This is a genomic window from Moorena producens 3L (assembly GCF_000211815.1).
Lineage (GTDB): Bacteria > Cyanobacteriota > Cyanobacteriia > Cyanobacteriales > Coleofasciculaceae > Moorena > Moorena producens.
In genome coordinates this window covers 109,502-125,130 of sequence record NZ_GL890975.1, presented here as the reverse complement: position 1 = coordinate 125,130, position 15,629 = coordinate 109,502, and the positions used below count along the sequence as shown (strand labels likewise).

8 protein-coding genes and 5 pseudogenes are annotated in these 15,629 nt (G+C 42.2%); 6 read left to right on the top strand and 7 right to left on the bottom strand.

From position 1 onward, the window contains the following. Window positions 1–50: 50 nt before the first annotated feature. Window positions 51–1,679: pseudogene (locus tag LYNGBM3L_RS33480) on the bottom strand (ISKra4-like element ISMpr2 family transposase). Between the two features lie 148 nt (window positions 1,680–1,827). Continuing rightward, a pseudogene (locus LYNGBM3L_RS49250) lies at window positions 1,828–2,727 on the bottom strand (histidine kinase dimerization/phospho-acceptor domain-containing protein); the annotation flags it as partial. Between the two features lie 201 nt (window positions 2,728–2,928). Between LYNGBM3L_RS49250 and LYNGBM3L_RS33470 the strand changes: the two are divergent. Further along, window positions 2,929–4,324: pseudogene (locus tag LYNGBM3L_RS33470) on the top strand (IS701 family transposase). Window positions 4,325–4,467: 143 nt separating this feature from the next. On the opposite strand, the gene LYNGBM3L_RS33465 reads toward LYNGBM3L_RS33470, so the two are convergent. Next, window positions 4,468–4,722, bottom strand: coding sequence for a DAHL domain-containing protein (locus LYNGBM3L_RS33465; RefSeq protein WP_267872135.1), 255 nt, complete (start codon window positions 4,720–4,722; stop codon window positions 4,468–4,470). A 508-nt stretch (window positions 4,723–5,230) separates the two neighbouring features. Next, window positions 5,231–6,148 (bottom strand): annotated as a pseudogene (locus tag LYNGBM3L_RS49655) (cytochrome-c peroxidase). A 754-nt stretch (window positions 6,149–6,902) separates the two neighbouring features. Between LYNGBM3L_RS49655 and LYNGBM3L_RS35220 the strand changes: the two are divergent. Beyond that, on the top strand, window positions 6,903–10,973 hold the full coding sequence (locus LYNGBM3L_RS35220) for an ATP-binding protein (protein ID WP_008191914.1): 4,071 nt from the start codon (window positions 6,903–6,905) through the stop codon (window positions 10,971–10,973). 157 nt (window positions 10,974–11,130) lie between these two features. Here LYNGBM3L_RS35220 and LYNGBM3L_RS46305 read toward each other — a convergent pair whose 3' ends face one another. Beyond that, window positions 11,131–11,724 carry a hypothetical protein gene (locus LYNGBM3L_RS46305; RefSeq protein ID WP_008191913.1) on the bottom strand — a complete coding sequence of 198 codons (594 nt, stop codon included), beginning with the start codon at window positions 11,722–11,724 and terminating at the stop codon, window positions 11,131–11,133. Further along, window positions 11,724–12,347 (bottom strand): hypothetical protein, encoded by a 624-nt coding sequence (locus LYNGBM3L_RS46300; RefSeq protein WP_207554321.1) that lies wholly within the window; start codon window positions 12,345–12,347, stop codon window positions 11,724–11,726. The genes LYNGBM3L_RS46305 and LYNGBM3L_RS46300 overlap by 1 nt, the downstream gene beginning before the upstream one ends. Window positions 12,348–12,601: 254 nt before the next feature. On the opposite strand from LYNGBM3L_RS46300, the gene LYNGBM3L_RS34535 reads away from it, so the two are divergent. Genes LYNGBM3L_RS34535 through LYNGBM3L_RS33440 form a run of 4 tightly spaced genes read left to right on the top strand, consistent with a single transcriptional unit; the run spans window position 12,602 to window position 14,847 of the window. Then, window positions 12,602–12,874: a hypothetical protein gene (locus LYNGBM3L_RS34535; RefSeq protein ID WP_008191904.1), complete on the top strand. Its 273-nt coding sequence runs from the start codon at window positions 12,602–12,604 to the stop codon at window positions 12,872–12,874. 45 nt (window positions 12,875–12,919) lie between these two features. Then, on the top strand, window positions 12,920–13,138 hold the full coding sequence (locus tag LYNGBM3L_RS34530; protein WP_008191903.1) for a GAF domain-containing protein: 219 nt from the start codon (window positions 12,920–12,922) through the stop codon (window positions 13,136–13,138). Between the two features lie 15 nt (window positions 13,139–13,153). Next, window positions 13,154–13,387 (top strand): GAF domain-containing protein, encoded by a 234-nt coding sequence (locus LYNGBM3L_RS34525; RefSeq protein WP_048815387.1) that lies wholly within the window; start codon window positions 13,154–13,156, stop codon window positions 13,385–13,387. Window positions 13,388–13,413: 26 nt separating this feature from the next. Beyond that, a complete protein-coding gene (locus LYNGBM3L_RS33440) occupies window positions 13,414–14,847 on the top strand; it encodes an adenylate/guanylate cyclase domain-containing protein (RefSeq protein WP_008191899.1) in 1,434 nt (477 codons plus the stop codon). Window positions 14,848–15,136: 289 nt separating this feature from the next. Here the strand turns inward: LYNGBM3L_RS33440 and LYNGBM3L_RS33435 are convergent. Next, window positions 15,137–15,629: pseudogene (locus LYNGBM3L_RS33435) on the bottom strand (IS630 family transposase); the annotation flags it as partial.

The window sequence follows — 15,629 nt, the reverse complement described above, 5'->3', positions numbered from 1 at the left end:
CCCCATAAATGAATTGGGTGTGGCTCTTTTGGAAAGACGTTTGGTCAGGTTTAGAGAGGTATCGGAAGAGTAGGAGGAGCAGTAATAGAGCAACGAGCTTGAATTAGTCGTTTCATCAAAGGAAGGCCATCTTTGTACAAAGACAAGTGATTACGTTTATGCTCTTGCTTTAAGTGAAAGGGCCAATACTCTTGCCATCACCGCTAACATAAAGCGAGCGCAGACGTAAAACCGCCTCAGCACCCATAAGACTCCATCTAGCCCCGGTAATGTCCATCCTGTCTTTGATTAAGTGACGACAAGCGCCCTCAATAACCCCAGTGGCAATGGGAAGACCAGCTTTCAAGTAATCGTGGTATTTGAGGTAAGCAGCGTTGTTGAGTAAATATCTGGCACACTTATCCACTGGCTGACGTTGTGATGCAGAAAGTTGGCGCTTTGTAGCGCTACCACGCATACCCCCAGCAACTGTACTCGATTTACCTTCAAGGATCAGCAGTAAACGTTTACTAACCCAAACTTCGGCTTGTTGACTAGTGTCCGAATAGAAGGCAAATGCAGCCTTCCACAGATACTCAATCACATGAATAATATCCAGGACAATCGTTAACTTGAGATGGTGTTCGCGAGCAAATTTTTTCAAAGCGCGATAATTGTGTCTTGTTACCATCGACCAGAGCGCAAAAACGCTTGTGTTGATTGGGGTCGCGGTGTAATGCCTCGTCAAAAGCTTCTTTTATAACAAGTGATGGTTCTTTAACTAAACTTGCCCAAACACGCTTACCGATTGGTTTGGGTCGTTTGATTTTTTTGTGTTCTTCTTCTGTGCTGACAATTTGTTGAGGTGTACGAACAAAAGGGTTGATGGTATAAACTGAAGCCACTGTTGCCATTCGCTTTGAATTGCGTTTTTCCCCCTTAGTTAATCGTTTATTTAACTTCTTGCTATTTGCCAGCGCTCTTTTTTGCGTGGGAGCACGTAAGTCTTCTGTACGCATGACAACACCCTTGCCATCCACACTAATAACTACTATTTCCCCCGTCTCCTTCAATTCAACCGATTGTGCTTGTTGATGAGCATAGAATTGATCAAAGTCACAAGCACTTTGATCAGCCAATTGTTCAACTTGTCGCTTACCAACTTTTGCGGCTGTTGTTTTCTGTATGATTTCGACTGTTTCGCCAAACCCTGAACGAGCTACTTCGACAGCCACTCGCTCTCTCAGTCCGTGGGAGTATTTTTCTACTGGTAGGTTTAACTCGGCATCGAGTGGGTTGAGGGAAGTTATTTTTCGTCCACCATAACCGATTCGATTGGCGATGATCGTGCCAAATATTGTTGTCAGCTTCCTTGTAAATCTCTTCTTATGGGTTCTCTTGGCTTCGTCGTTACCTAAGCATTCTCCTTCGATCTCGTCATCACTTCGTCTGTCGAAGTAACCTTGCAGCAGTCGTCTTAATAGTTCGTATCCGTTTTCAAGCAGTTTACTCTCTAATTCCCCATGTTGTAAACCGCAAACACTATCTGAACCCAGCCAGTCCACTATTTCTTCAAATAGCTCTCGCGCTTGTGAGAAAAACATGTCTTCATTTGAGATCGATGGTTGCATAGGTCCAAACTTTTCCTGAACTACTGCTGACTTTTTCAGCTGGTCACCCACCAGGAGGTATTGACTCAAACTATTACTCTGACTAATTTGTCAGTTTTACTGAGATCTAGTCTACCGTACTTTTAAAAGAGCCGCACCCAAATTAATAAGATTAACTCCTAATAAGCTCCCTTTTTATCTCCAGGGTCAACGGGCTATGATTATTATACAGCAATCTTTTTAGCTCTCTTGTCACCCCGTGAGCTTCTTGAGTGAATTTGATAGCGTTTCCCAGTAAATTAATCAAAACTTGGCGCAATTTTCCCTCATCTGTTTTCACATATCGAGGAAGCTCTGGCTCTCGGTAAACGATGAGCTGTAAGCCTTTGGAGGCGGCTCGCAGTCCTAACATCTCTTCGAGACTATCCAGCAGACGATACAGGTCAAAGCTAGTTTCATTTACAGTTATCTGACCTGCCTCAATTTTGGACATTTCTAATATGTCATTGATCAAGTTCAGTAAATGCTCACCACTGCGACTAATGATTGCTAGATATTCCTGATGTTCCTGATTCAGCGATGAGTCACGGTTCATCAATTGGGTGAATCCTAGGATAGCATTGAGGGGGGTGCGCAGTTCATGGCTCATATTGGCAAGAAATTCGCTTTTGGCTTTGTTAGCTTCTTCAGACTTAGTCCGCGCTTTTTCGGCTTCTTTCATACTTTCAGCAAGTTGGACAGTACGTTCTTCTACCCTAGCTTCTAAGTCCTCATTGAGTTGCTGCAAGACCCGGGAGGCTTGTTTGCGCTCAGTAATGTCATGAAAGAACACTGAAAGACCATTAATACCTGGATAAGCTTTCACGTCAAACCAACGTTTGGTCGGTGGATAGTATTCTTCAAAGGTGACAACAACCTGTGCAGCAACCGCCCGATGACATTCCTGGTAGAACTTGGAGCCAAAGACTCCGGAAAACACCTCCTCCAGATTCTGATTCAGAAGCTGTTCGGGTTGACTCTGTAGCATTTGGAAAGCTTGGGGATTAAGATAGGTAATCTGCCACTGGTCGTTTAGGGAAATAAAGGCATCCGTGATACTTTCGAGAATGTTGATGGTACGACGGTTAGCTTTTACCAAATTGTTGATAATTAAATAGGCAATCCAAGCCAACAAAATCAACAACCAACTATAGGCATATAAACGATAAGTATTAGCTGTATCAATAGCTTGGCGATAGTAGAGGTTATAGTGGGACTAAGCGCGATAATTCAAGGCATAAATAGTGCTATGCTATATAGGGTAAGTTTTTTAGGTTGATTACTTTTTCCGTCCAATCCCATGAAAGAAACTGTTTCCACAGCAATGCCTCCATGCTCCCTTGAGATGGTGCAAGCGTTTTGATGATATCTTTCACACAAAAGCTCAAAAAAAAGAGTTTAGGCACTACCAGCGGGGGATTATTGGGAGAAAGTGAACGGAAAAACCTATCTCAGATTGCCGGAAACGCGCTCTGATGTCTCATACCACAGCCTACGGCATTTTGCGGTGCGAGCTTCCTGGAGTGAACAAGAGATTAACGAACGCCGGTTGCAAGTGATGAATAGCTGTCGTCAGACCAAAATCCCTGCGCTTTTGGCGCACGCTACGCGAACGTGGATTTGCACTAATTGTAGACGACAGCGGACAAAGCGCTTTTGGCGCACGCTACGCGAACGGAAAAGTGGAAACTTCACCGAAGGTGTCGGTCTGCCTTACATTGGGGAAATCGGGAAAACGGATAATGGAATTGTGGTGGTAACAACCCATCTGTATGATGGTCGAAAAAGTCTACCGTTAGATCTTGAGTTATATCAACACGGGAACTCATTGCCCCAGGGAAAAAAAGATCCAGCCAACCTGCGCGAAACCGGAGCTAGCCTTGGGGTTAATTGATAAGACATTAAGTCGGGGATATCATCCAGGAATGGTCCTGATAGATGCTGGATATGGAAACAATACATCATTTTTATTAGAGCTAGAAAATCGACAACTCAAGTATTTAGTCCGAATCGCTAAAAAATGCGCCAAAAGCGCACGCTACGCGAACGAAAAGTGAGTGACCCGAACGCCAAAAATTCGGGAGTTACTATTCGGGTTGATGAGTTAGCCCAAAGCCTTCCGGATGAGGCTTTCACAGAAGTTCAACTAAATCTAAATAAGTCAAAAACCCTGTGGGTTGCCACCCTCGAAGTAGAAATATCTCGTCTGAGTGGAAAAAGAAGTCTGGCTATCGTCATGAATCAACCGACTTTTAGTCAAGCCACAGATATTGCGGTGCGACCCAAGGGCGATTTACTCGCCCATTGGAAAGCGCACCGTGACTATTTTTTGACAAATGTCGAAACGGATGTGGTCACTCCCCAATGGGTGGTCGAGACTTACGCTCAACGAAATTGGGTGGAAGTATTTTATCGGGAGCAAGCGTGGTGGTTGGGACTCAAAGAATATCAAGTTCGCCATAAACGCAGCTTGATGAGGCATTTTATCTTGGTCATGTGTGCCTATACTTTTATTCTTTGGCATCAATTAACTGGGGGATTGCGAAGACGATGGGCATCGAAACCTTTAAAGACATTTGCTGAAGCAATAGATGCTTTTCGCAGTGCCATGTCTTGCCGCGCATGTTCATTGGCTCCAGGAAAATCCGGACGTATTTATCAGATATAAAGCGAGTAAGGGCTTGATTTTGGCTTGATTTTGGCTAAAGTCCCAATAGACGTAATCTAGTTCTTCGTTTAGCTGCTTGGTAGGGAGCTGTAGCAGCTGCTGGGTCAGTTCATCTACCTGAGGTTTATTGCTCATAATTTTTCGGTAATGGCTGAGGGCTAGATCGATAAATTATTCATCTTTACCAAAATTATTTTGGTCTTTGACCAGCAACAGCCTATCCATATTGTCCTTGATCAGCGCTTCTAATTCCTGATCAGAGTTGAGGTTGTAAAGCAGGATATTTTTCAGCAGTTCATCTAGAATAACTTCTAAATAATGGCTTCCGCTTTTATTCGAGGTATTTTTTACGATATCATTAGTCATAAACGGTAAGTAACTAAGGGAGTTTTGTAGAATTGCATTCTGGAATTTTAATCTTTTGATTAACTTTTATTTTTGATTTCTGATTTCTGATTTTTTTTATTATTTTAGTAAGTTTTTACCTGCCGTACTGATTAATAAATGTCGGGATTATGTTAAGGCTATTTTGATTATATTTGAGTTGAGATAAATGCTTGACAAATGGATCGTAATAGCTGCTAATCTCGTAGCGAGATTTTATAATATCCTGATTTAATATTACATCTATCTCCTTTTGTTGATTTAAAGGATAGCGCTTTTTATCCTCATGAGGTACACATATTTTTTTACCTCTTCCCACTTCCGACTTCCCACTTCCGACTTCCCTCTTCCCTCTTCCGAAGTCCCTGCTCCCTGCTCCCTGCTCCCTGCTCCCTAAAACCCAAAAACTTGTACCTTACTAGATTAAAAACCGCTATATTTTGATACTGTTGGTGTTATTCAAGGTTAATTGGTAGACTTTTCCTAACCAAAAAAGCCAAGATAAAAACAGCAGCCAAGGTATTTATGAGCTTTAGCAATTGAGTTTTGTTCACAATGGTTTTCCTTGATACTCGCCTGTGAGAGTTTTGAGGAACTTGACAATCAGACCAATATCGTTTGGCGACAGTGGGCGTCCCAATTCATATTTGCCCATTATCGTCACAGCTTCTTCAAGAGTTTCAGCTGAACCGTCGTGAAAATATGGTGATGTTAGAGCCACGTTCCGCAAACTGGGAACCTTAAATACATAACGATCACGTTCATTGCCAGTGACATTAAAGCGTCCCAAATCAGCTTTGGTAAGCTTACCGCGATCTTTGAAGTAATCCCCAAACAGACCAAAAGCCTGGAACATATTACTGCCGACATTGACTCCTTGGTGACAGCTAACACAGCCATAGGCTTTAAACAGACGATAGCCTTCTTTTTCTGAGGAGGAGAGGGCATTTTTATGGCCGCGCAAAAATTGGTCAAAGCGTGAGTTGGGAGTGTAAAGCGATCTTTCAAAAGTAGCGATCGCATCCTTGATGTTGTCGCTGTTGATACCATCTTTATACAGTTGGTTAAATAGTGAGACATACTCAGGGGATTGCTTGAGCTTACTGAGGATTTCTTGCCAATTAGAACCCATTTCATGCTCTGCATGGATTGGTCTATCAATCTGTTCCTCCAGGGTTTCAACGCTTCCATCCCAATGTTGCTTAAAATTGAATCCACTGTTGAAGACTGTGGGTGCATTAATCAAGCCAATCCTATTGTTGATCCCAATTGAACGCACCATTTAGTCTGTACCACCGGTATTTAGATTGTGGCAGCTAGCACAAGAGATGGTGTTATCCTGTGACAGTCGGGGGTCATGAAAAAGCGCCTTGCCCAGTTTAACCTTGTCTTTGTTTAGTTCTAATTTGAGTGGTATTGGCTGAATTGGTTCATCAAATAAAAGACTATAGTCTGAGGATTTGACCATATAGTTGATTGATTTATATGGTAATTTATAATAATTATTTATGGAAATTAAAATTATAATAATAAATATAACCAAATAAATATAAAAAATATTTTTGATATCACTAGTTTTATTCTACGGATCAACCATTAAAGTCTAACAATAATTATGATTATTGTTAGACTTTAATGGTTGATTGTCCATGGGCCACATTTGAAGGTTCAGAAGATAACCCGCTCACCGACTAACCGACTAACCTACACCTGTTCACCATCTGTAGCTCGAATAAATGAAATTGGTATTAGTTAGTATGACCCTATTTGAAGTTCATCAAATGACCGAACCACAAGTCAACCGTAATATTACTGACAATTCGTCATTTGTAATTGATAATTCAGGGTAAATTACCGATTATATCCAATCAGTTTGACTAATTATGATATCTCTTCTCTGGTAATTTGTACTTGGTAATTTGTACTTGGTAGTTGACGATTCACCATTACCGATTGCCCATTACCAAAACAGGGACTATTTGGTATAGCATAATTCAAAAGTCAGAAGTCAGAAGTCAGAAGTCAAACTCTTGCGCTTACTTAGGTTTGAGACTTTTGTCATGTCCTAACTGCCCTGGCGACTGCTATAAGTGATTAACCGGACTTGATATAACGACTAACGACTAACGACTAACCACTTAAAAAAAAAATTACCCGGACTGACTATAATTTTCCTGGTAGAGATTAGGCGAGATCATATCAAAGCTATATCCGATTTTATTATGGAAACATCTGAATACACTCAGCTCAATCCATTTCTCCAGGCTCGTGAGTACTTTGAAGAAATTCTTAATTGGCTCTGTTCTGAAGAAGCATACCGTCTCACCTATTACCAGATAGAAGAAAACCTCTGGATCAATGGTATGGAACTGTTGCGGCAACTGCTACAAGGTTATCTGGATTGGCGGGGAGACAATCAGCCAGAAGCACTGTACCCAAGAAGGCAGGGTAGGTACTCTACCCAGGTCAATCCCCAGCCTGGAAGTGATTGGGGTATTGTCCAAAATAGGGATAATTTGTACTCGGATGCAAGAGGGGGAAGAGAGGGCATCAGGGGAGAAAGGGGAGGTAAACAATTGTCATCTTATCCCACCAGTAGGCAACCCAGCCTAAGGACTATCTTCGGAACAGTGAGACTGAATCGTTTTAATGCTAGTTCCCAGAGAAACTCACTTCCGGATAATTCCCCACTCAAGGTTTACCCACACGGGTACTGTCAGGTGAGCGGTATTCCTTTAGCATCAGAGGTGGACACCAGTTGCTCGGACCCCACTATCCTAGCCCAACCCCAGGCAAAAGCTGCTGAAGTTTCTCAGGAACAACAGGAAGGATTTTCCATAAGAGATATGGGAACTTGGTTTAGACGCCAGTGGTGGCTTAAGCACAATAGTTATCAATCCCTATGGCAGCCAAGGCGTTCTGTTCCCCGGTTGTTAATTAGTGGCACCATTGCCCTAGTGGGAACAGCAGCTTTCACGAGTTATTGGGTGGTTCAGAGTCTAATTCTTGAGAGTCTGGAGGATAATGCTGAATTGAAGGTCAAGATGGCGGGACATCAAATTGATGAATGGCTGGCGGCTCTGATGGCGAAGGTGGAAACGATTGCTAATAGTCCCCAAGTTCGGTCTTTGGACTGGGAGGTTGCTCAACCCTATCTGCAACTCGAGCAAGAACGATTGCCCGATTTTCATATGTTTGTCATGGCTAAGGGGAATGGCTCTTACTACACCAGTCGTGCAGGTTTTATTGAGGGGAAGAATCTTAGCGATCGCACTCACTTTCAACGAGCGATGCAAGGAGAAACCTTTGTGGATAATCCGGTAGTCTCTCGTTCTACTGGTATTCGCCAAGTCAATATTGCGGCTCCGATCTGGTCAGTTCCCCCCAACAATGACACGGAAATTACTCCAAAAAAACTGGCTTTGGACAACCTAACCAACGAGGATGTGCAACTGGGGGATGTAACCCTGCCAAAACCAGGGGAGTTGGCTGGTCCATTTTCTTTCCCCATAGGAGAATTTGCTGGACCGGTTTCCTTAGACCGACTGTCAGAGGTGATTACCAATACTACCTTGGGAGAAGGGAGTTATGCCTTTGCTTTGGACTCAAAAGGAGTACCCATTGCCCATCCAGACCCAAAGGTAATTCAATTTGGTAGGAGTTTTTTAGACTCCCCTAACCCCAATCTAAAGCAAATTGCTCAACTGATGATGGAGGCTAGGAAAATAGCCAACCCGCAAGAGTCGGTAACCCTAATGGAACTGCATGGTCAGTCGGTGTATGTTGCCTATACTTCTCTGCAACACGCGGATTGGTCTGTGGCTTTGGTGATTCCCCGGGCTAATGTGGAGCGACAACTCAATTCTCTCAATTTGCTGGCATCGGTGTTGGGAGTGATGCTGATCATCGCCATGGTTATTGCTTTACTACAGATTCAAACTTTCGAGCAGACCAACGCCAGGGCTCAGCAGGAGGCGCTGCTGAATGGGCTTACTACTCGTATTCGTGAATCTCTGGATTTGGAAACAACTGTGCAAACTACTGTCAATGAAATTGCTACCCTCTTGCGTCTCGACCGAGTGACTTTTGGCTGGTATCACCAAGACCAACAATGCTTGGAAATTCTGTGTGAACATCGAAAAGCTGATTTACCGTCCCAAGTGGGATTCATACGTATCGAATCTTCTGATGATTTATGCGATCGCTTAAGCCAAGGACAGATGGTTCACTTCCATGATAGTGGTGATCAACTCATCTACTGCCAGACAGGGAACTATCTGGCGTTACCAGTCATGATTCGGGGGTTGCATCCTCCTGGCTATTTAATTTGTATGCGCCGCAAGCCTTGGAGCTGTAGTGATTTGGAATTGGAGCTATTACAAGCCGTGAGCAATCAGTTAGCGATCGCCATCAACCAGGCACATTTATACACCACTACTCAAGAACAGTACACAATTGTCAGTGAACAAGCTCAGTGTCTCAAAACCACCACGACTCAATTACAGCATACTATAGCTTACGTGGATGCGATGATTAGAAGCTTAGCCGATGGATTACTGGTAACAGATACCAAGGGCAAAATTACTCGCATCAATCCAGCTTTGGTGAGCTTGTTTGATTTGGGGGAAACCGAGTTACTCGGTCAAGGGTGTCAGGGAGTGTTGGGGAATGCGATCGCAAACCTAGTCACTCTTACTAAGACTAACCCTAAACAAGTCTTTACCGCTGAAGTAGAACTGACCAATCAACGGATTGGCAAAGCCGTAGCCACTGCTATTCTAAAAGATACTAAGGCTACAGATAACCCTGATAGTCAGGATGGCTTTATGGGTTCGGTGATTCTGATCCGAGATATTACCTTTGAAAAAGAAGTAGACCGGATGAAAACAGACTTTATTTCCACAGTTTCCCATGAATTGAGGACTCCCCTAACTTCAGTAATGGGTTTTGCCAAACTGATTCAGAAAAAACTGGAAAAAACCCTATTTCCCTTAATTCCTACCAATGACCACAAGATTCAGCGCACCCTCAAGCAAGTGTCAGAAAATGTTAACATCATTATCTCCGAAGGGGAGCGTCTCAAAGCTTTGATCAATGATGTCCTGGATCTGGCTAAGCTAGAAGCTGGTCGAGTAGAGTGGAAAATGCAACCCCTCTCAGTTGTCGATGTCCTAGAACGAGCAATCATTGCTACGACTGCTCTGTTTGAACAGAATGATGTGGAATTAATTAAGAGTATAGACGAGGGCTTACCTCAGATAATTGGTGACCGAGACCGACTAATTCAGGTGGTGATTAATCTAATCTCTAATGCAGCTAAGTTTACGGATAAAGGGTTTGTATACTGTAAAGTAAGGCGAACTGGTTCAGAGATTACCGTTAGTATCATTGATAGCGGTATAGGCATTTCTGAAGCCGAGCAGACGCTGATCTTTGAAAAATTCAAACAGGCGGGTAATACTCTAACTGAAAAACCTCAAGGTACCGGCTTAGGACTCCCTATTTGTAAGGAAATTGTGGAACATCATCAAGGACAAATTTGGGTCGAAAGCGAACTGGGTAAAGGGAGTAACTTCTCCTTTAGCTTACCCATATCGGTTGAGTCTGAACCTGGAGTCAAAACCATAGCTGCTGAAACCCTGATCACCCAACTAAAATCATCCATGATCACCTCGAAAATGACCACAAATTCCAGGGATAAAACCATTCTGATTGTGGATGATGAAGCTCCGATTCGAGAGCTACTCAAGCAGCATCTTAGAGCAGAAGGTTACAGGATTCAGGAAGCGCAAGATGGTTGGGAAGCAATTCAACAGATCAAACAAGAACCTCCTGATCTAATTATCTTGGATGTAGTGATGCCGAAAATGAATGGGTTTGATACAGCAGCGGTGGTTAAAAATGACTTGCACAGTATGGATATTCCGATTATCATTTTGTCCATCACTGAAGATCAACATGCTCTAGGAGTTGAGCGATGTTTGAGCAAACCGATTAATCTCGAAGAACTGCTCAAAGACGTTGTTCGACTGACCTCTCAAGAAAAGCCGACTAAGCAAGTTTTGATAGTGGAGGAACATCTCCCTCAAGCTCAAATGATTACTCAGGTATTACGGAAAAGAGTAATTCGGATAATTTATGCCCGAAATGGTCAAGATTGTCTTTCTAAAGCGATTTCATTCAAACCTGATATGATTCTGGTTAATTCAGGGATTGCCAAAGAACAAGCGTTGGTTAACAAGGTGCGTTTTGAACATAAATTAGCCACTATATTTTTTATATTATTAGATTAATAATATATTTTTTGATAGTCTAATGATGTCCAAATTATTTTACCACTATTACCTTTTGCCTATTCCCTTTTATGACTTCACTGCTCCCTGCTCCCTGCTCCCTGCTCCCTGCTCCCTGCTCCCTGCTCCCTGCCTTACAAGGGTATGATTTTAAGAATTATCCAGAATCAAGAGAAAATGGAGGAACAAAGCAGCCAACAGGTAAAGGCATTTGTTTAATCACAGAAGCCAAAATTATCAAAAAACCCCTAAGGTGCGCTTTCCGTAGGCGAATTAAATTCGCCACGGGTCGCACCTGTCGGAAACAACTTAAATAACGAGTAGGTTGATTGAGATCACAACTAGTCTGTTGGACAGTGGCTGTTGAGGGTGATTGATCTAATTCACTCTTATTATTGCCATGGTTGTCAGACAGACTGCTAGCAGATAAATCACCATCAGTTTCTCCTCCAACACTAACCAACCACAATGTGGCTGTGGCAATGGCTAACCATAATCTTTCAGCCCGTTGTTCGCGTAGCGTGGCCGAAAGGCCAGGATCACTCATTTTGGTGTGATGCCAGCCCAAACCACCACGCTTAATATCTTTGAATAAACATTCAATCCAACTACGCATACTGTACCAACAGATTTGAGCTTGTTGTGGAGATAGATCTGTCAAGATTAACCAAGGGTCAGCATAGCCCGATTCCCAGTTAGCCAGAAGAGTACAATCAAGACTATGAGTCGCATGCGCAGGTGACTCGACCACTAAGCGTGCTGACCAACCTGAGTAATTAATGAAGACATTGGGACAAAATTCTGATGGTGTGAGGCTCGATAATATCCTTGATGATTAATTCGCATCAAAGGATGCCAACCCTTTTTCCTGATGGCCTCGTAGAGCCACTTGGCATACAACCCTCTATCTGTAGCAACAATCACAAACCAATCATCAGGCATGCTCACTTCGATGTGATCGAACAATTGACACCAGTAAGGTTTCCAACTACCTTTTTCTGTGGCTTTGATAATTTTCCAGGCTACAGGAATGCCACAGCCACGATAGACTAAACTAATCACCAACAATGTTTTGCGCTGTCCCAAGGTGGAAGCATCTGCAGCTAACACCAGGCTTTTTTCATCCTTCGACCACCAACTCAACAACCAAGTTAATAACGGTTTAAAACTTTGAGTTACTTCTATTTCCTGTCGGAACCTACCATACTTATTATTGGCTTCTCGATACCATTGTCGCAATTGTTCTCTGACATTTCCTTCTGGCTTATTGAATAATTGTGCTAGAAACACTGTTACCGTCGATAATCCACAACTGTGAGTTATGGCGATTGCATTGCGACCCATCGCTAATCCTATGGCCTGAGATTTACTCAAGTGGGGCATTTTTAAGGGTGACCACTCTTAACCATTCCTGATCAGCTTGAGGACTTTTCATCATCAGTTTTACAATATCGTGTTTGCTTTTACTCTCGATTGATTTTCTGGCCAGCGAATACCTTCCATATTAAAATCATACCCTTGTAAGCTGCTCCCTGCTCCCTGCTCCCTGCTCCCTAAAAAAATGTAACTCACCTAATTTAAAACCGCTTTACTAAACTACATGGCCGCTATTAAACTGAAAAAAATAATTGCCCAAAAAGACATCTCGTCACTGCTCCTCATACCTGATAAATTCCCTGGGAGGAGATATTAGTATTCAAGACATTGATGAGCAACTGTTATTCGGAGATGAGCCTGATGATTCATCTGGTAAATACAAGATAGACCTGAAAGGAACTACTTTAGGGTGGGTTAGGGGAGGAGAGAATGCTCGTCCTATTGCCGCTCTACTCAATTATTTAGCGAATCGAGAACTAGAACGCCGATCAATTGCTATAGAAACCTTAGAGAACTATCGATAAATAAACTTAATCTACAATCTATCGGGGAAATTAACTGCCAATTTAATGCCTCAAGATGTTGCTCAAATTGTGATTAATCAAACTAGGGAATTAATTCAAGTGAATCGGGGATTTGTCTTTTTGCTAGACCAAGATAAATCCCAACTGGAAGTACTGGCTAGCTTTGAGCCAGAAATGGGGGATAGACCCCACAAGCAATCGATAGCAGGTATTGTTGGCAGTGTGATTATGACTGGTGTAGGAGAAATCGTTAACGATGTCTGATCGGATCCCAGGTTTGTGCCATCTGATTATCCGATCAGTTCCCTAATGTGTGTTCCACTCAAGACCAAAGATCAGGTAATTGGTGTCATTCAGCTCAGTAGTGAAAAACCTGTAGACTATACAGCCAGGGATTTGAAATTAATCAGTGCTTTAGCATCTCAAGCCACATCAGCCATATCTAATGCTATCCTCTATGAGAATATGCTTCGAGAGGAACGGGTGAGGAGTACTTTGAATCGATACTTTTAAGCCAACTTACAATAGTAGCACAAAGTATGGCATCTATCAGTCTCAAAAAAATTATTTCTAAGCCAAAAGCGCTAGGGGTCATAAGTCAACTGATTGACGCCATAGACACCGCTGTCCAGATTGAGGATATCCACGGAAAGCTGCTGTTGGACAATCCTAGGAAAATTCCGATATTGGGACGTTGTAACTTAGCCAATAAATATCCCGTTGAAGCAAGAGGTCAGGTGATTGGCTGGGTCAAAGGGGATCAGAAAGCGATCGCAATTAAAGAACTCCTGAATTATTTAGCTAATCAAGAATTAGAAAAAAAAGATCTAGGCAGTGCTATCTTAGATCAATACCGAGAAATTAATTTACTCTATAGAGTTTCGGAACGGATTCCATCCTGTTTAGAGCTGTCCGCTATTGCTCAGCTGTTCCTGGATGAAGCGAGAAGACTGATTCCAGGAGATTGTGGTTCAGTCTTGTTAATTAATTCCGAAACTGAGCAACTAGATATAATCTCCGCCTTTGGCAAACAGTATAATCCAACAGAATTTTTTCAGCTGAGCAATAGTAATACAAAGAATGGGCTAGGAATTGGTAAGGCTGATATTGTGAATCAGGTTCAAGATGATCCCAGGTTTATTGCTAGTGTGAAGTCCATCAACTCTCTGGTTTGTGCTCCTCTAAAAACCCAAAAGGGTCTGCTGGGATTGATTAACTTTTGTAGTGAGAAACCAGTTAATTATACAGCTCAAGACTTGAAATTTTTAACGATTCTTGGAGCTCAAGCAGCAGGAGCTATTGAAAATGCCTTGCTCCATAGAAATAAACTACAGGAGGAGCGGATTAAAAGCCGACTGGAACGCTATATTCCTTCCCAACTTGTCCAAGCTATTATTGATGCCAAGGGCAATATCTCTCTGACTCCAGCCAAAAAGCCTATTACTATATTGTTCTCTGATATTCGGAATTTCACAACTCGGTGTGAAGAATTAGAAGCCCATAAAATTGTTGAATACCTGAACGAATATTTTACCTGCATGGTGGATGTTATCTTCAGCCACGAGGGAACAGTAAATAAATTTGTGGGCGATATGATTGTGGCTATGTTTGGTGCCCCCTCTAAGCTAGAGGATAATCAGGGACAAGCGATCGCAGCTGCTATTGCTATGCAACATCAACTTAAGACTATGCCTACCCCCTGGATCCGGGAGAATTTTCTAACCGGTATTGGGATTAGTTCAGGAGAAGTTGTGGTCGGAAACATTGGTTCTCCCCAGCATATGGACTATACAGCCATTGGTGATGAAGTCAATATCGCTGCCAGATTACAAGCTATGGCCAACGGGGGTCAGATCCTCGTCAGTGGTAGTGTCTATGAAGCGACCAAGCACCAGTATACCTATCGGGAATTGGGTCAAGTTTCAATCAAGGGAAAACTGCAAACAGTAGATGTATTTGAGCTGATTAACTGATATCTAATATAGCATTTTTATTTGAGTTGTGAACATAGTCACTTAGAGAAAGTCAAGAGGCAAGAGGCAAGAGGCAAGAGGCAATAATTAATCAATTATATAGGGATTTTTGGTAGCGATGCAATTAGGCAAAAATTCGCGCGAAAATTTCCACACTTCCCGCCCCACACTTCCCGCCCCACATTTCCCACATTTCCCACACTTCCCACACTTCCCCTTCTTTTTTACAAATATGAGATGCACCCCCGATATTCCTGCTCCTATAGTTATTTTAAATAAGGAGGAGACACTAAGAAGCACAATATTCACGAATCACTTCATCCAGAGAAGTGTCTATAGAAGTATACATTCTGGCTCTCTTTAAAGCACTAAAATCATGCTCTATATCATTGAAATCTGGAGAGTATTTCGGCAAAAATAATACTTGATGACCGGCTGACTCTACTAATTCTCTAATTGCACTTTTTCTAGGAATTGGTGCATTATCCATAATTAATACTGAAGGAATTGTTAATGAGGGTAATAAATATTGGCTTAACCATCCTTCAAATACTTCTGCATTCAGACTACCACTAAACAAGGGGCTATTAAATCTTTTGATTTCTTCCTTATTCCTGCTACTAAATTTTCTATTTTTATTCGTTTTACTGTTTGTTCACCATACAGTTTATTCCCTTTTTTGGACCATCCATAAAGGCATGACTGTATTTTGTCAAACCCTGATTAATCAATGAATACAANGCTTTTGATTCCAGATATTTTTATTAATTCTCTTAATGCTC

Bases quoted from the DNA above. Each gene is read 5' to 3' on its own strand.
- LYNGBM3L_RS35220 (WP_008191914.1), top strand. From the start codon at position 6,903: ATGGAAACATCTGAATACACTCAGCTCAATCCATTTCTCCAGGCTCGT.
- LYNGBM3L_RS34530 (WP_008191903.1), top strand. From the start codon at position 12,920: ATGCCTCAAGATGTTGCTCAAATTGTGATTAATCAAACTAGGGAATTA.
- LYNGBM3L_RS33440 (WP_008191899.1), top strand. From the start codon at position 13,414: ATGGCATCTATCAGTCTCAAAAAAATTATTTCTAAGCCAAAAGCGCTA.